At 57.8% G+C, this 23,999-nt stretch carries 26 protein-coding genes; 18 read left to right on the forward strand and 8 right to left on the reverse strand.

The annotated features are described in order from the left end of the window. Positions 1-41: 41 nt before the first annotated feature. Complete coding sequence (locus tag SJY10_RS02970) at positions 42-1,052, reverse strand: TAXI family TRAP transporter solute-binding subunit (RefSeq protein ID WP_386679555.1); 1,011 nt, start codon at positions 1,050-1,052, stop codon at positions 42-44. 162 nt (positions 1,053-1,214) lie between these two features. On the opposite strand from SJY10_RS02970, the gene SJY10_RS02975 reads away from it, so the two are divergent. The 7 genes from SJY10_RS02975 (at position 1,215) to SJY10_RS03005 (ending at position 7,680) form a co-directional block, all read left to right on the forward strand. Further along, positions 1,215-1,721 carry a copper chaperone PCu(A)C gene (locus SJY10_RS02975; protein WP_386679556.1) on the forward strand — a complete coding sequence of 169 codons (507 nt, stop codon included), beginning with the start codon at positions 1,215-1,217 and terminating at the stop codon, positions 1,719-1,721. A gap of 185 nt (positions 1,722-1,906) precedes the next feature. Then, positions 1,907-2,362, forward strand: a complete 456-nt coding sequence (locus tag SJY10_RS02980) for a c-type cytochrome (protein ID WP_386679557.1) — start codon at positions 1,907-1,909, stop codon at positions 2,360-2,362. A gap of 148 nt (positions 2,363-2,510) precedes the next feature. After that, entirely contained in the window at positions 2,511-2,993 is a 483-nt protein-coding gene (locus tag SJY10_RS02985; protein WP_386679558.1) for a TspO/MBR family protein, read from the forward strand. Positions 2,994-3,035: 42 nt separating this feature from the next. Then, positions 3,036-4,835 carry an adenine deaminase gene (ade, locus tag SJY10_RS02990; RefSeq protein WP_386679559.1) on the forward strand — a complete coding sequence of 600 codons (1,800 nt, stop codon included), beginning with the start codon at positions 3,036-3,038 and terminating at the stop codon, positions 4,833-4,835. After that, positions 4,832-6,307, forward strand: coding sequence for an AMP nucleosidase (locus SJY10_RS02995; RefSeq protein WP_386679560.1), 1,476 nt, complete (start codon positions 4,832-4,834; stop codon positions 6,305-6,307). Before ade ends, SJY10_RS02995 begins: the two co-directional genes overlap by 4 nt. A gap of 135 nt (positions 6,308-6,442) precedes the next feature. Then, the gene (locus SJY10_RS03000) at positions 6,443-6,733 is read left to right on the forward strand and encodes an HU family DNA-binding protein (protein WP_090186270.1); all 291 of its coding nucleotides are present in this window, start codon (positions 6,443-6,445) and stop codon (positions 6,731-6,733) included. A gap of 65 nt (positions 6,734-6,798) precedes the next feature. Further along, positions 6,799-7,680 (forward strand): DMT family transporter, encoded by an 882-nt coding sequence (locus SJY10_RS03005; protein WP_386679561.1) that lies wholly within the window; start codon positions 6,799-6,801, stop codon positions 7,678-7,680. Positions 7,681-7,858: 178 nt separating this feature from the next. Here the strand turns inward: SJY10_RS03005 and SJY10_RS03010 are convergent, their stop codons facing one another. Beyond that, positions 7,859-8,236 carry an ArsR/SmtB family transcription factor gene (locus tag SJY10_RS03010; protein ID WP_386679562.1) on the reverse strand — a complete coding sequence of 126 codons (378 nt, stop codon included), beginning with the start codon at positions 8,234-8,236 and terminating at the stop codon, positions 7,859-7,861. 207 nt (positions 8,237-8,443) lie between these two features. Between SJY10_RS03010 and SJY10_RS03015 the strand changes: the two genes are divergently transcribed. From SJY10_RS03015 to SJY10_RS03035, 5 genes are all read left to right on the forward strand, one after another. Then, a complete protein-coding gene (locus SJY10_RS03015) occupies positions 8,444-8,800 on the forward strand; it encodes an AtpZ/AtpI family protein (RefSeq protein WP_386679563.1) in 357 nt (118 codons plus the stop codon). A gap of 49 nt (positions 8,801-8,849) precedes the next feature. Then, positions 8,850-9,611: a F0F1 ATP synthase subunit A gene (locus tag SJY10_RS03020; protein WP_386684471.1), complete on the forward strand. Its 762-nt coding sequence runs from the start codon at positions 8,850-8,852 to the stop codon at positions 9,609-9,611. Positions 9,612-9,677: 66 nt separating this feature from the next. After that, complete coding sequence (locus SJY10_RS03025) at positions 9,678-9,914, forward strand: F0F1 ATP synthase subunit C (RefSeq protein WP_090186282.1); 237 nt, start codon at positions 9,678-9,680, stop codon at positions 9,912-9,914. 84 nt (positions 9,915-9,998) lie between these two features. Continuing rightward, positions 9,999-10,520, forward strand: coding sequence for a F0F1 ATP synthase subunit B' (locus SJY10_RS03030; RefSeq protein ID WP_386679564.1), 522 nt, complete (start codon positions 9,999-10,001; stop codon positions 10,518-10,520). 3 nt (positions 10,521-10,523) lie between these two features. Then, a complete protein-coding gene (locus SJY10_RS03035) occupies positions 10,524-11,081 on the forward strand; it encodes a F0F1 ATP synthase subunit B (RefSeq protein WP_386679565.1) in 558 nt (185 codons plus the stop codon). 57 nt (positions 11,082-11,138) lie between these two features. Here SJY10_RS03035 and SJY10_RS03040 read toward each other — a convergent pair whose 3' ends face one another. The 3 genes from SJY10_RS03040 to SJY10_RS03050 all read right to left on the reverse strand — a co-directional run bounded on the left by SJY10_RS03040 (position 11,139) and on the right by SJY10_RS03050 (position 13,627). Continuing rightward, on the reverse strand, positions 11,139-11,912 hold the full coding sequence (locus SJY10_RS03040) for a FadR/GntR family transcriptional regulator (protein ID WP_386679566.1): 774 nt from the start codon (positions 11,910-11,912) through the stop codon (positions 11,139-11,141). A gap of 110 nt (positions 11,913-12,022) precedes the next feature. After that, positions 12,023-12,679, reverse strand: coding sequence for an OmpA family protein (locus tag SJY10_RS03045; RefSeq protein ID WP_386679567.1), 657 nt, complete (start codon positions 12,677-12,679; stop codon positions 12,023-12,025). Between the two features lie 93 nt (positions 12,680-12,772). Continuing rightward, positions 12,773-13,627 (reverse strand): methylated-DNA--[protein]-cysteine S-methyltransferase, encoded by an 855-nt coding sequence (locus SJY10_RS03050; protein WP_386679568.1) that lies wholly within the window; start codon positions 13,625-13,627, stop codon positions 12,773-12,775. Between the two features lie 79 nt (positions 13,628-13,706). Here SJY10_RS03050 and nth point away from each other — a divergent pair, with 79 nt between their 5' ends. After that, entirely contained in the window at positions 13,707-14,351 is a 645-nt protein-coding gene (nth, locus tag SJY10_RS03055; protein WP_386679569.1) for an endonuclease III, read from the forward strand. Here the strand turns inward: nth and SJY10_RS03060 are convergent. Both SJY10_RS03060 and SJY10_RS03065 read right to left on the reverse strand, forming a co-directional pair. Then, a complete protein-coding gene (locus SJY10_RS03060) occupies positions 14,330-15,043 on the reverse strand; it encodes a hypothetical protein (protein WP_386679570.1) in 714 nt (237 codons plus the stop codon). The genes nth and SJY10_RS03060 overlap by 22 nt on opposite strands. A gap of 328 nt (positions 15,044-15,371) precedes the next feature. Continuing rightward, positions 15,372-16,190, reverse strand: a complete 819-nt coding sequence (locus SJY10_RS03065; RefSeq protein WP_386679571.1) for a sulfotransferase family protein — start codon at positions 16,188-16,190, stop codon at positions 15,372-15,374. Between the two features lie 154 nt (positions 16,191-16,344). On the opposite strand from SJY10_RS03065, the gene SJY10_RS03070 reads away from it, so the two are divergent. Together SJY10_RS03070 and SJY10_RS03075 are read left to right on the forward strand one after the other, a co-directional pair. Next, complete coding sequence (locus SJY10_RS03070; protein WP_386679572.1) at positions 16,345-17,922, forward strand: DUF5928 domain-containing protein; 1,578 nt, start codon at positions 16,345-16,347, stop codon at positions 17,920-17,922. A gap of 8 nt (positions 17,923-17,930) precedes the next feature. Beyond that, positions 17,931-18,293, forward strand: a complete 363-nt coding sequence (locus SJY10_RS03075) for an HIT domain-containing protein (RefSeq protein ID WP_386679573.1) — start codon at positions 17,931-17,933, stop codon at positions 18,291-18,293. 16 nt (positions 18,294-18,309) lie between these two features. On the opposite strand, the gene SJY10_RS03080 is transcribed toward SJY10_RS03075, so the two are convergent. Further along, entirely contained in the window at positions 18,310-19,242 is a 933-nt protein-coding gene (locus SJY10_RS03080; protein WP_386679574.1) for an ABC transporter ATP-binding protein, read from the reverse strand. 108 nt (positions 19,243-19,350) lie between these two features. Here SJY10_RS03080 and SJY10_RS03085 point away from each other — a divergent pair, with 108 nt between their 5' ends. The 3 genes from SJY10_RS03085 (at position 19,351) to nhaC (ending at position 23,974) form a co-directional block, all read left to right on the forward strand. Next, positions 19,351-19,533 carry a zinc-finger domain-containing protein gene (locus SJY10_RS03085; protein WP_090186315.1) on the forward strand — a complete coding sequence of 61 codons (183 nt, stop codon included), beginning with the start codon at positions 19,351-19,353 and terminating at the stop codon, positions 19,531-19,533. Positions 19,534-19,581: 48 nt separating this feature from the next. Beyond that, a complete protein-coding gene (gene polA / locus SJY10_RS03090) occupies positions 19,582-22,392 on the forward strand; it encodes a DNA polymerase I (protein WP_386679575.1) in 2,811 nt (936 codons plus the stop codon). A gap of 100 nt (positions 22,393-22,492) precedes the next feature. Next, positions 22,493-23,974 carry a Na+/H+ antiporter NhaC gene (nhaC, locus tag SJY10_RS03095; RefSeq protein ID WP_386679576.1) on the forward strand — a complete coding sequence of 494 codons (1,482 nt, stop codon included), beginning with the start codon at positions 22,493-22,495 and terminating at the stop codon, positions 23,972-23,974. Positions 23,975-23,999 lie beyond the last annotated feature (25 nt).

Genomic DNA, 23,999 nt, shown 5'->3' on the forward strand with positions numbered 1-23,999 from the left:
GCGCAGTGTCCCCGGCCCGGAGAAGGGCCGGGTTCGTAGTGCTATTTCGCGATCAGGCGGTCAGGGACGTTGACCCCGGCCTCTTGGAAATAACGCAGCGCACCGGCGTGCAGTGGCAGGGGCAGGCCGGCAATGGCGGCTTCCAGGCTCATGGCCTGCGTGGCGGGGTGGATGGCCTGCAGGAAGGGCAGGTTTTCATAGATCGCCTTGGTGATCTGATAGACGTTTTCTTCAGAAACGCTGGCGTCCACAGCCAAAAAGTTCGGCTGTGCGACGGTCGTTACGTCCTCTGACTGGCCGGAATAGGTGTTGGCCGGCACGGTATAGGCGGTCCAGAGCTCGCGTCCGGCGTCAGCCGCCGCACGCTCTTCGTCGGTAAAGGACAGCAGGCGCACGCTGTCACCGGCGGATGCGAAAAGCTGGCTTAGCGCGCCAACGGGCACGCCGGCAGGGGTGCTGATGCCTTTGACCTGACCGTTCTGCAACGCTTCCGCTGCGGGACCATAACCGCCGTAAACAAGTGTGTAATCGGTTTCAGCATTCACGCCGAGCCCGTTTAGAAGGGCGGTATTCGACCCCAAGGTGCCAGAGTTCTGCGCCCCAAGGGCGACGCTTTCACCCTTAAGCGCCACGAAATCCGCCATGGTGCCGGTGGCCGCTGCATCAGCGCTGACGACGAAATGTTCCACGTTCTGCCACAGCATCGATACGGATCGCAGGTTGTCTTGCGGCCCGACCTCGGCCAGCGGGCCGGTGCCGGATGCGGCATAGTAACCGTATAGACCTTGCAAAATGCCGAACTGGGCTTCTCCCTCGCGCAGCAGGCGGATGTTTTCACCTGACCCGGCGCTGCTGATGGCAGACATGCCGATGCCTTGGCTTGGCTGCAACTTTACCTTAACCAATGTCGAAAGCGCCACGCCGACGGGGTAATAGGTGCCGCCAGTGGATGCTGTGGCCAGAATGTAATCCGCCTCTTGCGCGTGCAGCGGTGCGGTTGCCGACAGACCTAATGCCAAGGCGATCAGTGCGGTACGTCCAGTATAATTCATGTTTTCCTCCCGGTTTTCGTCCGTTCTGCCCGGTCTGTGCCGGGCTAGGGGGGAACTATGGCAGACCAAAATCGATACGCCTACGGCAAATTTCCGCATAAGGCATAAAGCTGTGGCGTTTCGCCCCTTTCAAGCAGCCTGCAGACTGCATAGGTCAAAGCCATGACTGACACGAAGGATCCCGCCATGACGTCTTTGACCCGCCTGATGTTTGCGCTGTCCGTGGCTATTTTGCCCGGCTTTGCGATGGGCCACGATTACAAGGTCGGCGATTTGCATGTCGAACACCCCTTTGCCCGCGCGACCCCGACGACGGCAATGACCGGTGCTGGCTACCTGACGATCCTGAATTCCGGTGCCGAAGACGACACACTTGTCGCGATCGAGGCGGATTTCCCCCGCGTGATGATGCACGACAGTGCCACTGTTGATGGCATCGCGACGATGACCCACGTGGACGCCGTCACAATTCCGGCCGGCGAAAGCGTCAGCTTTGAACCCGGTGGGATGCATGTAATGTTCATGGGGCTGAACGGTGATCCGCTGGAAGTTGGCGAAAACGTGCCAGCGACGCTGGTTTTTGAAAAGGCAGGTCGCCTTGATGTCGTATTCAATGTCGAAGAGGCAAGCACCGACGCGGCCGGACACGACGCGCACACCAACCACTAAGGCGTCATGTCGCAGACGCGCGACCAAAGGCGCAGTTGTGCAGCAAGGCAGCCTGAGGCAAAGTTCGCAGCATAATAAGTGCCGAAATACGTCTTTGCGGACGAATGATCTGGACGCGACAGCGCAGCAGGCTAAATCAGATACAAATCCGCGCAGACACCAGAATTTCACTTCGAAGGAAGAAGATGATGAAACTAACAACTTTTGCCTTGGCCATGACGACCCTTGCCGCCCCGGCATTTGCTGAAAGCCATATGGCCGCCCCCACAGGTGACGTGGCAAGCGGGGAAGAGCAGTTCGGCCGCCAGTGCGTTGCATGTCACGTGGTGCAGGATCCCGAATCGGGTGAGGTGCTGGCTGGTCGCAATGCCAAGGTTGGCCCGAACCTGTTCGGTCTTGCCGGTAAGGCACCTGCCCACGTCGAAGGCTTTAACTACGGCGATGCTTTGGTCGCTTATGGTGAAACCGGCGCAGTCTGGAACGAGGAAACCTTTGTCGGTTACGTCCAGAACCCGACGGCTTTCCTGCGTGATGCGCTGGATGACAAGCGGGCCCGCAGTAAGATGGCCTATCAGGTGCGCGACGCCGGCCAGGCCGCAGACCTTTACGCTTATCTGGCCAGTTTCGGTCCGGCTGAATAACCGGCAAATTCGTTAGCGATTTACGGGGCCGCCGCGTGAAACTGCGGCGGCCTTTTTACCTTAGTCCAATGGTCTGCGTTCGCGTGTAGCTTGGCGTGGATCCGTATCAGCCCTAGGTTATGGGTGAAGCTTTAAGAAAGGCGCTTTCATGTCCATCACCTTGTTCGCGATTTTTCTGGCCGCCACGGTCGCCGCTGGCGCAACCGGGATGCTGTTCCCGACAGGTACATGGTACAAGAGTCTGCAAAAGCCTGCCTGGACGCCGCCGAACTGGGCCTTTCCGGTCATGTGGACGACAATTTATCTGCTGATCGCCTTCGCCGGTGCCCGTGTCGCGCCGATGGATGACAATGCTGCCGCCATGGCGTTCTGGGCACTACAAATTGCACTGAATACGCTGTGGACGCCGGTGTTTTTTGGTGCGCGCCGGATCAAGGGCGCGCTGGTGATTATCGTGGCGCTGTGGCTGGCGATCCTAGGCGCGACGATCACGCACTTTCAGCTTGATCTGTGGGCTGGACTTGCCTTTGTGCCCTATCTGGTTTGGGTCAGTATCGCGACAGCGCTTAATTTGGCGATCCTGCGCCTTAACCCGGATCAGAAACCGCTGGAATTGCACAAACTACCCTAGGCCGGGGTTGAAGCGGGGCGGGCTTTGGTGTCACGTTTCGCCATGTCACATCATATTCCCACCTGGGCCGAAACGGCCCCCCGCCTTGTCGCTGTCGCCGCTGGTCGCGATGCTGCCGATCTGGTCGTGCGCAACGTCCGTCTGGTCAATGTCCAATCCCGAGAGGTTCTGGATGCATGGCAGGTTGCCGTCGCTGATGGCCGCTTTGCCTATGTTGGTCCCGACGCCAGCCATTGCATCGGTGATGCGACCGAGGTGATTGACGGCGCTGGGCGCTATCTGATCCCCGGTTTGTGCGACGGGCATATGCATATCGAAAGCGGCATGCTGACGCCCGCCGAATTTGCTGCTGCTGTGATCCCGCATGGCACAACAACTATGTTCACCGATCCGCACGAGATTGCGAATGTATTGGGGCTGAACGGTGTGCGGATGATGCATGACGAGGCACTGATGCAGCCGGTGAACATTTTCACTCAAATGCCGTCCTGCGCGCCCTCTGCCCCTGGCTTGGAAACCACAGGGTATGAAATCACGGCCGAAGACGTCGCCCAGGCGATGTCTTGGCCCGGTATTGTTGGCTTGGGCGAAATGATGAACTTTCCCGGTGTCATCAATGGCGATCCGCAAATGTTGGCGGAAATGGCAGCGACGATGAAGGCGGGCAAGACTGTTGGCGGCCACTACGCCAGTCCCGACAAGGGTATCCCGTTCCATGCCTATGTCGCTGGCGGCGCCGCCGATGACCACGAAGGCACCGCCGAATCCGACGCCATCGCCCGCGTGCGGCAAGGCATGCGCAGTATGATGCGGCTGGGGTCGGCGTGGTATGATGTCGAAAGCCAGATCACAGCGGTGACAGAACGCGGCCTAGATCCGCGAAACTTCATCCTGTGCACCGACGATTGCATGGCAGGAACGCTGGTGAATGACGGTCATATGAACCGCGTTGTGCGTCACGCCATCGCCTGCGGTTGCGATCCGGTCATCGCGCTGCAAATGGCCACGATCAATACCGCGGCGCATTTCGGGCTGGAACGCGAGCTTGGCTCTATCGCGCCGGGGCGGCGGGCTGACATGATCCTGACATCCGATCTTGTCACTTTGCCGATTGAACATGTGATCGCGCGGGGGCGGACAGTGGCCAAGGATGGCAAAATCACCGTCGATTGCCCGCATTATGACTGGCCAGCGGCGGCACGGCAGACCGTCCACTTGGGCAAGACATTGTCGGCAGCGGATTTTGCGATTGCCGCGCCGCAAGGGGCCAATGCCGTCACCGCCAAGGTGATCGGCGTGGTGGAAAACCAGGCCCCGACCAAATCGCTGCGGTTTGAACTGCCCGTTACAGAAGGCCGCGTTCAGGCGACAGGCGAAGTCTGTCAGATCGCGCTGGTTGAGCGGCACAAAGGCACCGGAGGCGTCACAAACGGCTTTGTGTCCGGCTTTGGCTATACCGGGGACATGGCTATCGCGTCGACTGTGGCGCATGACAGTCACCACATGATCGTGGTCGGCACAGATGCGGTTTGTATGGCCAAGGCCGCGAACAGGCTGGGCGAAATCGGCGGCGGAATCAACGTCTGGAAGGATGGCGTCGAAATCGCATTGGTTGAACTGCCCATCGCAGGCCTGATGTCTGATCAGCCGGCAGCACAGGTCGCTGCCGCTGCGGATGCCATGGTTGCGGCGATGGCCGATTGCGGCTGCACGCTGAACAACGCTTATATGCAACATTCCCTACTGGCGTTGGTCGTGATTCCGGAATTGCGGATCAGCGATCTGGGGCTTGTGGACGTGACAAAATTTGAACTGACATCGCTATTCGAAGGACAGCCATGACCGAAATCCGAAAGTTGCGCTGCCCTGACGTAGCCGCCCCTGAAACCTTTGCTGATGCTGCCGCTGCTGTGGCGCGCCTGTGCGAGCTTTACGAGGCTGCCACCGGGTTTTTGTCGACCCATTTCCAAGAGGTGCTGCGCAGCGGTCAATCCGACGTTAGCTATCGCGCCTACTATCCTGAAATTCGCTTAACCACGACCAGCTTTGCCCCGACGGACAGCCGCCTTTCCTTTGGTCATGTGCCGCAGCCGGGGACCTATTCGACAACTGTGACCCGGCCCGACCTGTTCCGGCACTATCTGGAACAGCAGATCGGCCTGTTGATGCAAAACCACCGCGTGCCGGTTACGATCGGCGCGTCCACAACGCCGATGCCCGTGCATTTTGCCGTCGCGAACGACGCAAGCGTCACGGTGCCACAAGAAGGGGCTGCAGACTTCCACCTGCGCGACATCTTTGATGTGCCGGACTTGTCCACGACCCATGATGACATCGTAAATGGAAATGGCTTTCTTTACCCCGATGGTGCGGCGCCATTGGCCCCCTTTACCGCACAGCGCATCGATTATTCGCTGGCGCGCCTGTCGCACTACACTGCCACCAACGCCGAGCATTTCCAGAACCACGTCCTATTCACCAACTATCAATTCTATATCGAAGAATTCGAAGCCTTCGCCCGTCTGATGCTGGCGGATCCGGACAGCGGCTATACGGCCTTTGTCGGCCCCGGTAATCAGGTCATCACTCAAGCGGATGCGCCGATGCAGGCGCCGGCCAAGTTGCCGCAAATGCCGACCTATCACCTGAAACGAAAGCATGGCGCAGGGATCACGCTGGTCAATATCGGTGTCGGCCCGTCAAACGCCAAGACAGCGACCGACCATATCGCTGTCCTGCGGCCGCACGCCTGGCTGATGGTCGGACATTGCGCAGGTCTGCGCAATTCGCAGCGGCTAGGGGATTTCGTGCTGGCCCATGCCTATTTGCGCGAAGATCATGTGCTGGACGACGACCTGCCGGTCTGGGTGCCGATCCCAGCGCTGGCTGAAATCCAGATCGCCCTTGAAGATGCGGTAGAGGCCGTGACCCAATTGGAGGGTTACGAGCTAAAGCGCATCATGCGCACCGGCACTGTTGCGACAATCGACAATCGCAATTGGGAACTGCGCGACCATTCAGGCCCTGTGCAGCGCCTGTCGCAGTCCCGCGCTGTGGGGCTGGATATGGAAAGCGCGACCATCGCGGCGAATGGTTTCCGCTTTCGCGTGCCATACGGCACATTACTTTGCGTCAGCGACAAACCCTTGCACGGAGAGCTTAAATTGCCCGGCATGGCGTCGGATTTCTATCGCAGTCAGGTCGCAAACCACTTGATGATTGGTATTAGGGCGATGGAAACGCTGCGCGAAATGCCGCTTGAACGCATCCACAGTCGCAAATTGCGTAGCTTTGAAGAGACAGCTTTCCTTTGAACCCCACAAAATAAGCGTTTTTTTGCAAAAATGCGCTTGCACGAGGCGGCAAACCGTTGTGCTGTCCCCCGACTTAAAGTTTAAACGCGACCAATCGGCCCCATAGGCGGGGTTTTTTTAAGGGAGATACGATCAATGGCAACGAAACCGATGACCAAAGCAGCACTTGTCGCAGCGCTGGCTGAGAAGACCGACATGGACAAAAAGTCCGCTGGTGCCGCTTTGGACGCCGTCGTCGCGATCATCACTGAAGAAGTGTCCGGCGGCGGTGCCGTTACGCTGCCCGGCGTTGGCAAAATCTATTGCCGCGAGCGTCCAGAGCGGATGGTGCGCAACCCCGCCACCGGCGAGCAGATGAAGAAAGATGCCGACAAGGTTGTCAAAATGACAATCGCGAAGGCTTTGAAGGACAGCGTGAACGGCTGATCTTGCTTCTGGCAGCAATTCACGAAAGGGTCGCCCTCGGGCGGCCCTTTTGCATTCGAGGTCATATGGATATCAGGTCTTTGTTCATGGGCTTCGCGTTCGCCGCGATGTGGTCGTCGGCGTTCACGTCAGCCCGGATCATTGTGCAATACGCGCCGCCGCTGACCGCGCTGTCGATGCGGTTTGCTGTTTCTGGCTTGCTTGGCTGTGCGATTGCCTGGGCGCTGGGCCAGTCCTTTCGCCTGACAAAACGGCAGTGGACAGGGGTCGTCGTTTTCGGCCTTTGCCAAAATGCCCTTTATCTAGGCCTAAACTTTATCGCGATGCAGACAGTGCAGGCCTCACTGGCGGCGATCATTGCGTCAACGATGCCGCTATTGGTGGCAATAACAGGGTGGTTGCTGTTCGGAACGCGCGTGCGGCCATTGGGTATAGCGGGGCTGGTCGCCGGTGTTGTCGGCGTGGTTCTGATCATGGGCGCGCGTTTGTCGGGCGGGACCGATGTGATGGGGCTGGCTTTGCTTATCATCGGGGTCCTTTCCCTGACCGCCGCGACTTTGGCTGTTTTGGGTGCGTCGTCGGGTGGCAATGTGTTGGCTATCGTCGGTCTGCAATTGCTGGTGGGGGCTGTCCTGACCGCTATCCCCGCCGCCATATTCGAGCCATTTGTCGTGGACTGGAATTGGACGCTGATCGCTGCATTTTTCTATACGACACTTATTCCGGGGCTTGCCGCAACATGGGTCTGGTTCTTGCTGGTTGGCAGGATTGGTGCCGTGCGTGCCAGCACGTTTCATTTCCTGAACCCCTTTCTGGGGGTCGTCATTGCTGCCGGATTCCTGGGGGAACAGATCGGCCCGCTTGACGTCATCGGCGTAATCATCATCGCTGCGGGCATTCTGGCAGTCCAGCTCAGCAAGCAGCCTACCGCTTCAGGCAAGATGTGACAGTATTTATCGCCTGTGAAACTATTGCCATAAGTTAGGGAACTTTGCTCACGGATGCGTGTTTGCCTTTAGATAATATAAGGAACACCCCATGCGCAGCATCATCTACATCATCGGCCTCGTCGTTGTCGTCCTCGCGGTCCTGAGCCTGCTGGGCCTTCGGTAAACCAGCTTTTTGTTACGAGTCCCGGCCGTCCTGATCATGTGATCGGACGGCCTTTTTCATGTCCGGATCTGTCAGATGCTGCTGGTCCAGAAAAGCTTCGAAAGCATCAAGATCGATCCCGCCAATCTGGCCGAAACCCTGCATCCAGACCGCAGCAGATCGCAATGCGTCCGGTTCCAGCTTGCACCATTTGACTCGGCCCCGCTTTTCCTGAGAGATCAGGCCAGCCACGGTCAGCACGGTCAGATGTTTGGACACCGCAGCAAGGGACATTTGAAACGGTTCCGCCACATCAGTGACAGCCATGTCGTCCTCTAGCAGCATCGCCAAGATGGCGCGGCGGGTCGGGTCGGCCAGTGCGGCGAATGTTGCATCCAAATCCTGAGTCATGGTGCCATTAGGCGGCTGATCTGGCGATCGTCAACCAATTGGTTGAATTTGAAATGAGTGAAATTTGGGGACTTTCGCGGCTTTGTTGTCAGTAAGGCGGCGGCGATAATCATTAATTTTCAATGGGTTGCTGTCAGCGACCGGAGCCTTGACTCATGGCCCTGCGCCGCTTAGACGAAGCCAAGTAATTTACGGGGCATTTACCGCGTGTCAGACAGCCCGGACCCAGCCGATCATGCCGCTCGCCTAAAGGCGCTAGAGGCGAAGTTGGCGGCCCGCCGCACTGTGGCGCAGGATAATGGCCAAGCCGACGGTCACTATCAGGGGCAGCTTGCCTGGCGCATGGTGATCGAACTTGTCTCCGGTCTCGGGATCGGTTTTGGCATTGGATACAGTCTGGACCGGTTCTTTGGGACCCTTCCGATTTTTCTGGTGCTGTTCGTTTTGTTGGGTCTGGCCGCTGGTATCAAAACCATGATGAGGTCGGCCGACGAAGTGCAAAAGAAACAACTGGCGGGCCAAGAGGGGCCGACTGCCAAGAACGAGGGTGACACACGTGGCTAGTCATACGGCAACCGAGACGACCGAAGCAGCGACCCACGGCGCCGATGCGCTGGCACATGGTGCCGACGCCGCGCACGACGCGGGCGGCCTTGTGTTCCACCCGCTGGATCAGTTCATCGTCAAGCCGCTGTTCGGCGATGGCGTTGTGCATTGGTACACCCCGACAAACGTCACGCTTTGGCTGGCACTGGCCGTTCTTGCTGTCGTTCTGCTGTTCGTTGTCGGCTCTCGTGGTCGCGCCACGATCCCGAGCCGCGTCCAGTCCGTTGGCGAGCTGTTCTACGGCTTCACCCACAAAATGGTTGAAGATGTCTGCGGCAAAGAGGGTTTGAAGTATTTCCCCTATGTCATGACCCTGTTCATCTTCATCCTGTTTGCGAACTTCCTCGGCCTGATCCCGATGTCCTTTGCGACAACCAGCCACATCGCCGTAACCGCGATCCTTGGTTTTGGCGTGTTCTTCGGTGTAACGATCCTTGGCTTCATCCTGAACGGCCCGTCCTTCCTGAAACTGTTCTGGATGTCCGAGGCACCGCTGTTCCTGCGCCCCATCATCGCCGTGATCGAGCTGATTTCCTACTTCGTGCGCCCCGTCAGCCACTCTGTGCGTCTGGCTGGTAACATCACCGCAGGTCACGCCGTGATCAAGGTGTTCGCCGCCTTCGCCGGCCTTGCAGTCGTAAGCCCGATTTCAGTCATCGCGATCACAGCAATTTACGGTCTAGAGGTCCTAGTGGCCGGTATTCAGGCCTACGTTTTTGCCATTCTGACTTGTGTGTACCTCAAGGATGCACTGCACCCGGCCCACTAAGGCCAAGGACCACAAGTAAGTCTACGAACCACCAACGCAATTCCACCATCGTAAGGAGATAAGATTATGGAAGGCGATATCGCAAGCATGGGTCAATTCCTCGGTGCCGGCCTCGCAGGCATCGGTACTGGTCTGGCCGCTCTGGGTGTTGGCAACGTTGCCGGCAACTACCTGGCTGGCGCACTGCGCAACCCTTCGGCCGCTGCTTCGCAAACTGCGACGCTGTTCATCGGCCTGGCCTTCGCAGAAGCACTGGGGATCTTCTCGTTCCTCATCGCTCTGCTGCTGATGTTCGCAGCTTAATCAGCTGAACAACATCCTTACGACTTTCCGGCGCGGGGCAACCCTCGCGTCGGATCGTTGAAACAACGGTAACCGGGGACACAGATGGCTACTACAGACGTCGCACAAGAAGTCGAAGCGGGCATGCCGCAGCTTGATTTCTCGACATTTCCGAACCAGATTTTCTGGCTTCTGATCGCGCTGGTCGTGATCTATCTGGTCCTGTCCCGGATCGCCCTGCCGCGCATCAGCGGCGTGTTGGCGGAACGGTCCGGCACCATTTCGAACGACCTTGCTGCCGCAGAAGATTTCAAACTGCGCGCAACAGAGGCGGAAGCGGTCTATGAAAAGGCCCTTGCTGACGCCCGTACAGAATCAAACCGTATCGGTGACGAGGCACGCGCCGCAGCGCAGGCTGATCTGGATGCCGCATTGGCCGAAGCCGATGCAAAGATCGCAGCCCAGACCGCCACCGCAGAAGCTAATATCGCTGAAATCCGCGCCAGCGCGACAGAGAACGTCGCGATTGTGGCAAAGGATGTAGCGCAGGCGCTTGTCGCTGCCATGGGCACCAAAGCCGATCAGGCCGCAATCGATGCGGCTGTTGCAAACCGGATGAAAGGGTAAACCATGCGTTTTCTGCTGATCCCATTCTTCGCAGTTCTGGCGTCCCCTGCCATGGCAGCGACGGGCCCCTTCTTTTCGCTGCGCAACACCGACTTTATTGTGCTGCTCGCGTTCCTGCTGTTCATTGCAATCCTTCTTTACATGAAGGTGCCATCCAAGATTGCAACGATGCTCGACGCACGCGCCGATGGCATCCGGTCGGATCTCGACGAAGCCCGCGCCCTGCGCGAAGAAGCGCAGACGCTGCTTGCTTCTTACGAGCGGAAGCAGAAAGAAGTGCAAGAGCAGGCAGACCGCATCGTCGCCAATGCCCGCACCGAGGCAGAGCGTTCTGCGCAGGTGTCCAAAGACGATATCGCGGCCTCTATTGCCCGCCGTCTGGCCAGCGCTGAAGAGCAACTGGAAAGCGCCCGCGCTGCCGCCGTCAAGGACGTGCAGAACCGCGCCGTGACTATCGCTGTTGCCGCTGCAAAAGACGTGATCGCCAGCAACATGGATGCGGCCCGCGCCAACGCGCTGATCGACGAATCCATCGCCACGGTTAAGGCAAAGATGCACTAAGCTGCATCGGATTTGACTAAATAGAAGCCCCGGGCGCGAAACGCTCCGGGGCTTTTGTCATTTCACTCGCTGGCGTTCGATATCCAGACGTTTGCGGGCAAAGCCTTCGTTCTGGATCGCGGTTTGCTGATCTTCCAGCGCGTGCTGCACGTAATCCAAATGCGCATTGATTGCCGCCTGTGCCGCAGCCGCATCGCGGCTCTGGATCGCGACATTGATGGCCCGATGCTGGCCGACCAGATCGCCACGCGTCAATCGCTGCTGGAACATGACAGCGCGGTTGTAAAACACGCCTTGCCGTAGCAAATCATACATCGACCGCATCATGTGAAGCAGGATGATGTTGTGACTTGCCTCGATGATAGCAAGGTGAAAGTCCGCATCTAACTGGGCTTCTTCAGTCGGGTCGGACTTGCGATGCGCAGCTTCCATTTTCTTAAAGATTGTATCGATGACGGCCAGATCGGTATCGGTGCCGTGCTTCACCGCGCGGACGGCGGCCAATCCTTCCATGTCGCGGCGAAAACTTATGGTGTCGAACAAGGCAATTGGATGGTCTGCAAACAGATCAATCAGGGCAGGGGCAAAGGCGCTGCCCAGCACGTCGGCCACATAGACCCCAGCCCCGGCACGCGCGGTTAGCAAACCACGCTGCTGCAGATCCGCCAGTGCCTCGCGCAGGGACGGACGCGACACTTCCATTCGTTCGCTTAATTCCCGTTCTGACGGAAGACGCTGACCTGGGCGCAAAATACCGCGCAAAATCAGATCTTCGATCTGGCGCGCGATGCCGATTGACAACTTTTCCTGAGAGACACGCTCGAACGGCATAACATTCCCCGACCTAAGGTGGTCAGGTTATATAACCAATTTGGCGATGTCACATACAAAAAGGGCCACCCCGAAGGGCGGCCCAATGTACCGTCGTAGACGTACGGTTTTTAGTTCGGTGTGATGACGATATCCACGCGGCGGTTCTGCGCGCGGCCTTCTGCAGTCAGGTTTGTTGCAACGGGCTGGTCTTCACCGCGGCCAATGGACCGGATACGTGCATTGGACACGCCATAGTTTGCCAGAACAGCAGACACCGCCTGCGCACGGCGCTGGGACAGGTCGAAGTTGAACGCCGCATCACCGACGTCATCGGTGTGACCGATCACGTTCACAGTGGAATTCGGGTACTGCTGCAGCGAATTGGCCAGCGTTGCCAGATTGCCCTGCGCGGCGCTGGAAACTGCGGTCGAATTCGTTGCAAACAGGATGTCCTGCGGCAGAGTCACAGTCAGGTTTTGTCCGTTGTTAACGATCCCGACATTGCTGCCCATCTGGTTGCGCAGTTCCTGCTCTTGCTTGTCTAGGGCATTGCCCACGGTTGCGCCAGCGGCGGCGCCCAAGGATGCCCCGATCAAGCCGTTACGCAGACGCTCGCCCTTGTTGTCACCCGTGGCGGCGCCAGCCAAGGCACCAAGGCCGGCACCGATCGCTGCACCTTGGCCAGTCATGCGGTTGTCATTCGGGCCGCCGGTGCCTGCGCAGGCGGTCGTCAAAGCCAGCGCAGCGGTTGCCAGTGTCAGGTTCAGGCGGGTCATGGTGATCATGCGAATCTCTTTCATTGATGCCCCCGGACGTTCGGGTGTTCTGATGAGCCTTATATGCAGTATCTGTCTGCGCTATCCAATAACGCGGATCTGTCAGGCAATGTTCCGCTGATGACCAACCTGATGTTCGCGCGCCGATTCCCATGCCAGTAGCGTTCGTTTGACAGGTAGTCCCCAATGATACCCGCCCAGCGCACCCGACTTACGAAGGGCGCGATGACAGGGGATCAGCAGGCTGACCGGGTTGCGCCCGACTGCAGTTCCAACAGCCCGCACAGCCTTATCACGGCCAATGCTTTTCGCAATTTCGCTGTATGTCGTCACATGACCCGAGGGGATCCGCAAAAGCGCTTCCCAGACCTGAATTTGCAAGGGGGTTCCGATCATCAATACCCGCGCTTCGCCTGTCCCCTGCAATGCCGCCATCGTCCATGCCGATATTTTGTCAGCAGCCTCGATATAGGTCGCGGCGGGCCAGCGGCTGGTCAGGTCTGCCATCGCGCTGTCTCGTCCCGATTCTGCCGCAAAGGCCAAGCCGCATAATCCCCTGTCGGTTGCCATGGACAGCACCTGGCCAAACGGACTGTCAAACCACCCCCAATAGATCGATAGCCCTTCCCCGCGGCGGGCAAACTCGCCAGGCGTCATCGCTTCCCACCTTACAAACAGATCATGAAGACGGCTGCTGCCTGACAAGCCGACATCCGCGGCCGTGTCCAACGTCGTAAAGTTGCGGCGCAACAGGTCCCGGGCGTAGTCGAGTGCAAGGAATTGTTGATAGCGTTTCGGCGATACACCGACCCAAGTGGTGAAAACGCGTTGGACGTGACTCGCGCTCATGCCTAGCGCGTGGGCAAGTTCATCCAGCGGCATTGGGGTGCCGGCGCGTTTGTCGATCAGTGCAATGGCTCGGGCCATTACGTCGTAATGATAGGGTGCATGTTCCATACGCCGAACTTACTTGTCACTGCGGCAGCACGCGACCCGGAACTTGCGCATTGGGTGCAGGACGGGGCACAAGGCAGACATGACAAAACAACTTGATTATCAGACGATCCGCGAAATCTTTTCCCGCTTCGAGGCGGCCGAGGCCGAACCGAAAGGCGAGCTTGACCACGTCAATGCCTACACCCTTGTGGTCGCGGTCGCCTTGTCTGCGCAGGCCACTGATAAAGGCGTCAACAAAGCGACACGCGATTTGTTTGCAATCGCTGACACGCCGCAAAAGATGCTGGCGCTTGGGATCGAGGGGCTAACCGACCATATCAAAACCATCGGCCTGTTTCGTCAAAAAGCGAAGAACGTCATCAAGCTTAGCCAGATCCTTGTTGATGAGTATGGCGGAGAGGTGCCAAATTCCCGTGCGGCCTTGGTTTCGTTGCCAGGCGTTGGTCGGAAAACAGCAAATGTGGTGCTAAACATGTGGTGGGGCCACCCGGCGCAGGCAGTCGACACCCACATTTTTCGTGTTGGCAACCGTACCGGTATCGCCCCCGGTAAGGATGTCGACGCCGTCGAACGCAAGATCGAGGACCACGTGCCTGCCGATTTTCAGCGGCCTGCGCATCACTGGTTAATCTTGCATGGACGTTATACCTGTGTCGCCAGAAAGCCGAAGTGCGCAGCTTGCCTGATCCGTGATCTTTGCGCCTACGACGACAAAGAGTTCTGAACGGCCGAAAGCCACATTTGATCCAAAGCGTCTATTACAGTCGGATCAAAGCGGCTCTCGTCCTTCCAGTATTTCCCACTCGGCACATAATAATTTAACCGCGCCTCTTCCTGATCCGCCCGTGCTGCGATGTCCTGACGAAAGGGAAGCGGCGCGCGCGGCAAACTACCGACGGCCGCGCGCGGAAAGACAAGCTGACTGTCAGCCGTTGACAGATTGACGCAGGCACACCCCATGCGTGCCGCCATGATCTGAAGCCGGGCTGATTTGGCTGGCAGCGACCGCAAGCTGACATCCTGTCGTAGCGGATCGGGGGTGCCCGTGCCATAAAAGTGTGTCGGCCCGGTTACCGGGTAAACCATGTCGCATCCCAAAAAGGCCATGACCGATGGTTTTAAGGCATGAAGCGCCCAATAGCCGGCGGTAAAGGCCATCGTTCCTCCTGCGTAGACAAAACCGCCGAAATCGTTTTGCGCAGGAACGTAGGCGGCAGAGGTTATGACCCGCTGAGTCGCTGAAACGGCCAGTGGTTTCCGGTCATTAGGAAAATCGTCCGGATGCACAAGATCATCCCAATCGGGCCGCACACGCCAAGCGTTATTGATGGCAACAATCCGGTCAAATCCGCCTTTGTCCCAACCCTTGCAGTCAATGACGGATGGGCCAGAGCCAAGAATAAGAATTACGACCATGTTCCAACCATTTTTATCAGCGCGTCAGGCAAGCTAGTTGCGCGGTCATGAAAGTCGAATGGCAATTGAGGTAAATCAGCCTCCGGCGGACATATTTTTATTCGGGTGAAGGGGCCGGCAAATGCGCCACCCCAGGCCTTGTCACTTGGTGCGCATCCTGGGATGGCGGCTTTCACCGTCAGCGGTCATCGGCATGTCTGCCTGTACCGCCCTCAAACCCTGGGCCAACAGCATTAATGAAATGTTGATTTCACCAGAATAAAAATATGTTGGGGGACGGAGCCGAAGGCGACGGGGGGCTAGCCCCCTTTTTTTGACAGGGGAATGATTACTCGCCCAGTTTTGCATGGACTTCGGCAAGGTCGATTTCGCCGATTGGCATCTTGTTGTCGGGATTTTCGAAGTCGTAGCGGAACAACTGAAAATCCTTCTTGTATATTTCATAGACCAAATGCATCGACAGGTCGTCGAAATAGTCGGACACCTTGTGTAGCCGCTTTGGGCCGTGACCTTCGCTTTCGTTAAAGCGGGGAATAGTTTGCAGGTCGACCTTGTGCGGGGTCTCGACGGCGGACAAGACGTCCTGCATGCCGTCATTGAAGGCTTCGGTCCACAAAATCTTGTCATAGGTCCCGCCGTTCACGATGAACGTCGAGATGTGGCCCGACATGGCTGACCAGTGGATGTCCGGCTCCATCGGACGGCGCCAACGAATGGTGTCGCGGGCAAACAGCAGAAAGCGACGGAAAGATTGAATTTGGTCGAATTCGAAGCCCGTTTCGGGATCCCCGACCTCGATACCGTATTTCTGGATTAGAAGAGGGACAAGGTTGCCGCGATAGCGGCGGCCATTGCGCTGAATCCCGCAGATTTTGTCAAAGAAGGAGGACAAAATGCGGGTGTAGGGGTTACGGACACAAGTGAATGCGTAGCTTTTGTGCGCCTTTACATTGGCGGTAATCAAAGGCTGGCTTTCATCCATCGCCCATTTGTGCATGCCGGCCTGCGCGTCGTGGATGTCGCCATCAAAGAACTTACCATGATCAGAGTAAAACATGATCTGGCCGATGGTCGAGCAGGCGCATTTCGGCACCACACGGTAAACCATGCTTTCGCTATCCGTCATCCAGGTGCCTGGAAAACCCATCGTGTCTACCCTTCCTCTTCGGCCTAAGTCGCCGAATTTCACGTCTGGTCCCGTCTTAGTAGACCGGGAAATGCAAAGAAACCCTGTATGTTCAGGCACCGGTTACGCTATGACGGCTTTGGAGTTCGGTAAACTGGAGCATAACGGCCTTTTCATGGCAAAAATCGCATTTATTCTTCTCTGCCATAAGGATCCTGATGCGATCATTCAGCAGGCGCGGCAGCTGACCGCTGCAGGTGACTGCATCGCAATCCACTTCGACGCCCGCGCTCCGAAGGAATCTTACGCACATATTCACGAAGCATTGGCGGATAATCCGAACGTTGCTTTCGCGCGTCGCCGGATCAAATGTGGCTGGGGCGAATGGAGCCTTGTGCAGGCGACGCTTTATGCTGTCGAAGCCGCAGTCGATGCCTTTCCGCGGGCAACGCATTTCTACATGGTATCCGGCGACTGCATGGCGATCAAATCGGCCAGTTATGCGCATGACTTTCTGGATCGGCACGATAAGGATTATATTGAAAGCTTCGACTTTCACGATAGCGACTGGATCAAGACCGGCTTCAAGGAAGAGCGCCTGATCTATCGGCACTGGTTCAACGAACGTACGCAAAAGCGCCGGTTTTATTGGAGCTTCTGGGCGCAGCGCAGGCTAGGCTGGACCCGCCCGGTGCCGGCAGATGTGCAGTTCATGATTGGCTCGCAATGGTGGTGCCTGCGCCGCCGCACCATTGAGGCGATTCTGGATTTCAAAAGGTCGCGTCGCGATGTCATGCGATTTTTCCGTACTACCTGGATCCCGGACGAGACGTTTTTCCAAACCTTGGTCCGGCACCTGATACCGGGCAAGGAAATCGAAACGCGCACATTGACGTTTTTGATGTTCACCGACTACGGCATGCCCGTCACCTTTTATAACGATCACTTCGATCTGTTACTAAGTCAGGACGCACTGTTCGCCCGCAAAATCAGCCCAGAGGCCAAGGAGTTGAAGGCGCGGCTTGGTATGCTTTACGCCTCTGACCGGCAAGAGTTCAAAATCTCGAACGAGGGTCGTAGTCTGTTTACCTTTTTGACCGGACGCGGCCGGGTTGGCCGGCGGTTTGCGGCGCGGTTCTGGGAATCGGAAAGCACACTTGGCCGCGAGCGGGAGCTTTTGATTATCGCCTGCAAAAAATGGCATGTCGCCAAACGCTTGCTTGGTGCGATCAAGTCGCACACTGATATCCCGACGATCGCATATCTGTTTAACGAAGAAGGCACGCAGATGCCCGATCTTGGCGGTATTCAGGGGACGCTTGGCAAACGGACGCGGCACCGCCGTGCCTTGATGCGCATGTTGTTCGATTACTATGACAGCGACCGCCTGGTCATTTGCCTCGATACGGCGAATATCGACCTGATGCAGGATTTCTTTTCAGACCGGTCCACCACCAAGCTGCTTGAAATTCAATGCGGGTTGTCGGACGACTTTTTAAGCGGTCATGCAAGGCGTGTCGGGCTGGCCGGAGAAGAGACGCCTGCCCATGCGCTGGCGCAGCTTCTGCCGACCATTCGGGCCGATGTGATTTTTGAATCAGACCGCATCAAGGATGCGGAGTTTCCCAATCATCTTCGCATTCGCGAAAGCGCGACACCTGCAGAAAACGCCCCGGCGCTTGCCGCATTTTTGCAGGTTTCAGACGAGACGGCCCGCACGCTTGCGGAAACACCTTACCTATTTGTTGATTGAGGCTGCCCATGACCTTTGACTATGACGACCAGAATATCTTTGCCAAGATTTTGCGCGGCGAAATTCCCAACAAGACCGTGTTTGAAAACGACCACGCTCTAGCCTTCGAGGATATTGCGCCGCAGGCGCCGGTGCATGTGCTGGTCATCCCCAAAGGGCCCTACATGAGCCTTGACCACTTTGCCGCTGCGGCCAGCGCAGAAGAGCAGGCAGGCTTTATGAAGGCTGTGGCAGAGGTCTGCCGGATCAGCGGTGTCGATGACGGTTTTCGCGCCATCGCCAACACCCGCGCGCATGGCGTGCAGGATGTGCCGCATTTCCACATGCATATTCTGGGCGGCAAGCGGTTGGGCCGGATGTTGTCAGAATAATTTCGCCGGGCGTGCCTTAGCGCCCGGATGTCAGGGACAAAAAGACATCTTCCAGGTCTGGCTGTTCGCTAGTGACGTCGCGGATCGTAATCCCGGCGTCACGCACAGCTTGCAGGATTTCCCCCGCAGGCGTTTTGCTGGACTGATAGGTGAACGCCAGCGTGCCGTTGTCACGCTGCTGACCGGTGATCCCGCCGGGCAGGGGGGGCAGATTGGGGTGATCCGCATCCGGCGTAATGACAAGCGTCTTTTGGTCCAGCGTGCCTAGCAGGTTGGCGGTGGTGTCGCGGACAATCATCTCTCCGTGGTTGATGATCGCGATTTCATCGCACATCGCCTCGGCCTCTTCGAGGTAGTGTGTGGTCAGGATGATCGTCATCCCTTCGTCGTTCAGCTGCCTCACATTTTGCCACAGCATGTTGCGCAGTTCGATGTCGACGCCCGCGGTGGGTTCGTCCAACACAAGGATTTGCGGGCTGTGGACCAGCGCCTTGCCCAGCAACAGGCGGCGCCGCATCCCGCCAGACAACGACCGCGCATAGGCGTCGGCCTTGTCAGACAGGCCAATCAGTTCCAGCAAAGCGTCCGTCCTGCGCTGAGCTTTGGGCACGCCATACAGGCCCGCCTGCACGTCCAGCGACCCGCGCGGCGTAAAAAAGGGATCAAGGTTGGGCTCTTGCGGCATGATGCCGATGGCGGCGCGGGACTGGCGCGGGTTTTCATCCTGATCAAAGCCCCAGATGTTTACATTGCCCGACGACTTTACCACCAGCCCCGCCAGCACGTTGATCAAAGTCGATTTGCCGGCACCATTAGGCCCCAGCAGTCCAAAGATCGATCCACGGGGAATGTTCAGATCGATGCCTTTCAGCGCCTCTTTTGCCGGGGAACGACCCGTGGCGGCATAAGTTTTCGTCAGGCCGGAAATTTCGATGGCGTTGTCGGTCATGGTCATGCCTTTTGCAGTCGTGCGGGGGCTGGCACCGGCGGCGGTGCTGGGCTAGTGTCATGTCTGATCTATGGCGGGTTTGGCCCGCGACAACAGACAGGCTTGCCAATGACACGTCCCGCCCCCGAAACCAAGATCGTTCACACCCGCAAGGTCGCCTGCGACGGCGGTGACGGTGGCCTTGGCCATCCCCGCGTCTGGCTGGCGATTCCCGAAGAGACGGGCTTTGTTGAATGCGGCTATTGCGACGCGAAATATGTGCTTGAGGGTGACGGCGCGGACGACCATTAAGACCGCCCGGGCGATCACCTTTTAACCGACCAAACGAGGAAGTTCACCATGGCCAACGCGTTTGGAAAAGGCTGTCATCTACATCTGATTGACGGCTCTGCCTTTATATTCCGCGCCTATCACGCGCTGCCGCCGCTGACGCGGGCTTCTGACGGATTGCCTGTTGGCGCGGTCAGCGGCTTTGTGAACATGTTGCAGCGCTATATTGAAAATAACGCGGGCCCTGATGCCGCGACGCATGTCGCTGTGATTTTTGATAAGGGCAGCCATACCTTTCGCAACGACATGTACGACCAGTACAAGGCGAACCGCGAGGCGATGCCAGAGGATCTGCGCCCGCAAATCCCGCTGACCCGCGACGCCACCCGTGCGTTCAACATCGCTTGCGAAGAGATCGAAGGGTTTGAGGCTGACGATATCATTGCCACCCTGTCCCACATGGCGCGGGATGCCGGCGGGCGGGTGACGATCCTGAGTTCTGACAAGGATATGATGCAGCTGGTCGGCGATGGTGTCGAAATGCTGGATCCGATGAAGAACAAGCGCATTGACCGCGAAGCTGTCATCGAAAAGTTCGGTGTTGGGCCGGAGGGCGTTGTTGACGTGCAGGCGCTGGCTGGCGATTCTGTCGACAACGTTCCCGGCGCCCCCGGCATCGGGATCAAGACTGCCGCCTTGTTGATCAACGAGTTCGGCAATCTGGAAAGCCTGTTGGACCGCGCGGAAGAGATCAAGCAGCCCAAGCGCCGTCAAACTCTGATCGACCACCGCGCCCAGATCGAGCTGTCCAAGCGTCTTGTGCAGCTGGACTGCGACATGACGTTGCCCTTTGGGCTGGATGATCTGGAAATCCGCGACCCGGAACCGGAAAAACTGCTCGCCTTTCTGGCAGAGATGGAATTCCGCACGGTGACAAAGCGGATTGCGGACCGCCTGGGGGCCGAAGCCCCGGTTATAGAGGCGACCCCTGTCGCCGACGTTGCAACCCCGGATGATGTGCCTTTCAATGCGGATGGCTATGAATGCGTCCGCACATTGGACGCGCTGCAGGTCTGGATCGACCGGATCAAGGAACGCGGCTATGTCGCGATTGATACGGAAACGACATCGTTGAACGAAATGCGCGCCGCTCTGGTGGGGATCAGCCTGTGCGTGACTGCCGGGCAGGCTTGCTATATCCCGCTGGCGCATAAGTCGGCAGCGCAGGACGATCTGTTTGGCTCTGATGCGCGGGCAGAAGGGCAGATCGACTTTGACGCCTGCCTTGCCGCGCTAAAATCGGTGCTGGAGGATGAAAGCATCCTCAAGATCGGTCAGAACATGAAGTACGACGCAAAGATTTTCGCGTTGCAGGGCATCACCGTGGCCCCGATCGACGATACGATGCTACTATCCTACGCGATGCATGCGGGTCTGCATAACCACGGCATGGACACGCTGTCGGAACGCTACCTTGGGCATACGCCGATCCCGATCAAACCGCTTCTGGGGACGGGCAAATCGGCTATTACCTTTGATCGGGTGCCAATTGATGACGCTGTGAAATATGCCGCAGAAGATGCCGACATCACGCTGCGCCTGTGGGAACTGTTAAAGCCGCAGTTGCACGTTAAGGGCGTCACCACAGTCTATGAAACGCTGGAACGGCCTTTGGTGCCGGTGCTAGCGCAGATGGAAATGGCGGGCGTCAAGGTTGATCGCGATACGCTGTCGCGCATGTCCAACGCCTTTGCCCAGAAAATGGCCGGGCTAGAAGACGAGATCCAAGAGCTTGCAGGGCGCAAGTTCAACGTAGGGTCCCCCAAGCAGTTGGGCGAAATCCTGTTTGATGAACTGAACCTGACCATGCCCGATGGCAAGAAACCCGCGACGGGCAAAACCGGTGCCTATTCCACTGGCGCGGACGTGCTGGAAGACCTGGCGACAATTCATGATCTGCCGCGCCGTATTCTGGACTGGCGCCAGTTGTCCAAACTGAAGTCGACCTATACCGACGCGTTGCAGGAACATATCAACGCGGACACAGGCCGTGTGCACACGTCCTATTCCATTGCTGGCGCGAACACCGGGCGTTTGGCGTCGACCGATCCGAACCTGCAAAACATCCCCGTCCGGTCCGAAGAAGGCCGCCGCATCCGTGAGGCGTTTATTGCCGAAGAGGGCAAGGTGCTGGTGTCGCTTGACTATTCTCAGATCGAACTGCGCATTCTGGCCCATGTCGCCGGCATCGAAGAGCTGAAGCAAGCCTTTCGCGACGGGGTCGATATTCACGCGCTGACAGCGTCGGAAATGTTTAATGTGCCATTGGCGGAAATGACATCCGAAATCCGCCGGCAGGCCAAGGCGATCAACTTTGGCGTCATTTATGGGATCAGCGGCTTCGGTCTTGCCCGCAACCTGCGTATCCCGCGTGAAGAGGCGCAAGGCTTTATCGATCGGTATTTCGAACGCTTCCCCGGTATCCGCGCCTATATGGATGACACCGTAAAATTCGCTAAGGATCATGGCTACGTCCAGACCCTGTTCGGCCGCAAGATCAACACGCCCGAAATCAACGCCAAAGGCCCGCAGGCCGGCTTTGCCAAGCGCGCCGCGATCAACGCGCCAATCCAGGGCACAGCCGCCGATGTCATTCGCCGCGCAATGATCCGTATGCCGGACGCGATTAAGGACCAGCCTGCCAAGATGCTGCTACAGGTCCATGACGAACTTTTGTTCGAGGTCGAAGACGGTGCGCAAGATCGGCTGATCCAGACAGCCCGCGATGTCATGGAAAATGCCTCTGACCCGGCGGTAAAGCTGGATGTAAAGCTGGCGGTCGAGGCCGGGCAGGGGGCGAACTGGGCTGCTGCCCACTAACGCGTAAGGCAGGAAACTGCCCCCAATCCCCGGTTTTTCGGAACTATCCCGCCGATGTGCCCGTTGTTTTCAAAACAACAGGAACAAAATCGAGGGAACAATGTCAGAGAAAAATCTGCCATCACTGGGGCTGGCTTTATTGCCGGTTGTTTTGACGCTGGGGCTATTGGCACTTCAGCTGTTTTATTTCGGTGATTTCACCCCGCATATTCCGTTGGTCATCGGCCTTGCGATTACGTCGTTGCTTGGCGTGCTTCGGGGACAGAAATGGATGGACGTGCGCGAAGGCATCTTTCACGTCATCCACGTATCCATGCCGTCGGTTGCCGTGTTGATTGTTGTCGGTATGATTATCGGCACATGGATCGCGTCCGGCACGGTGCCGACGCTGATCTATTACGGCCTTACGATCCTGAACCCGTCCATCTTTCTTGCGGCGGCAATGATATTGTGTGCTGTCGTGTCTTTGTCGCTGGGCACCAGCTGGGGCACGGTCGGGACCGTCGGCCTTGCACTCATGGGCATTGGCGCAGGCTTTGGCGTGCCGGTATATTGGACCGCAGGCGCTGTCGTATCGGGATCATTCTTTGGCGACAAGATATCTCCGCTTTCGGATACGACAAACCTTGCACCTGCTGTGACCGGCACCACGGTGTTCGATCATATCCAGAACATGCTGCCGACGACGGTGCCCGCAATGCTGATTGCCCTAGCGGTTTATCTGGTCGCAGGCTTTATGCTGATAGACGGCGAAGGGTCGTCCTTTGCCGCCATCACCGCGATTACAACAGAACTGCAAAGCCAGTTCGTGATCGGCCTCGTGCCACTTTTGCCGGCCGTGGTGGTCATTGGCTTGGCGCTGACCAAGAATCCGCCACTGCCGTCCCTGTTCGCCGGTGTGCTTGCGGGCGCTGCTGTCGCAATCTTTTGGCAGGGTTACGGGTTGCATGACGTCTTTGCCTTCGCGCAATCAGGCTACAGCATTGACACCGGGATTGCCGATATCGACAGCTTGCTGAACTCTGGTGGTATCCAGTCGATGATGTGGACGATCTCTTTGATCTTGATTGCGCTTGGTTTCGGGGGCGCGCTGGAACGCACCGGCTGCTTGGAGGCGATCATTCAGGCGATCATTTCCAAGGTCAGCAGTTTCGGTGCCGTGCAGACCTCTGCCATCGCGACGTCCTTTGCGACCAATATGGTGGCGGGTGATCCCTATATCAGCATCGCCCTGCCGGGCCGGATGTATGCACCACTGTATCGTGGAATGGGTTATTCGACACTGAACCTGTCCCGCGCCGTCGAAGAGGGCGGCACGCTGATGTCACCGCTTATTCCGTGGAACGCGGGTGGTGCTTTTGTCATCTCTGCGCTGGGGCTTGGCATCATGGACGGCAACCTCGAGAACCTGCTTTATATCCCGCTGGCCTTTGCCTGCTGGACGGCCCCCGTCATCGGTATCTTCTATGCGCTGACGGGTCTGTTTTCACCCAAAGCGACAGATGACGAACGCCGCCTGTGGGATACCTCGAACGAGGATGTCATGGATATGTCAGACCATACGCTTGGCAAGCACGCCTGATCCTTCGCAGCCTTGCCGCAGGAAC

The organism is Loktanella sp. R86503 (assembly GCF_042466455.1).
Classification (GTDB): Bacteria; Pseudomonadota; Alphaproteobacteria; order Rhodobacterales; family Rhodobacteraceae; genus Loktanella.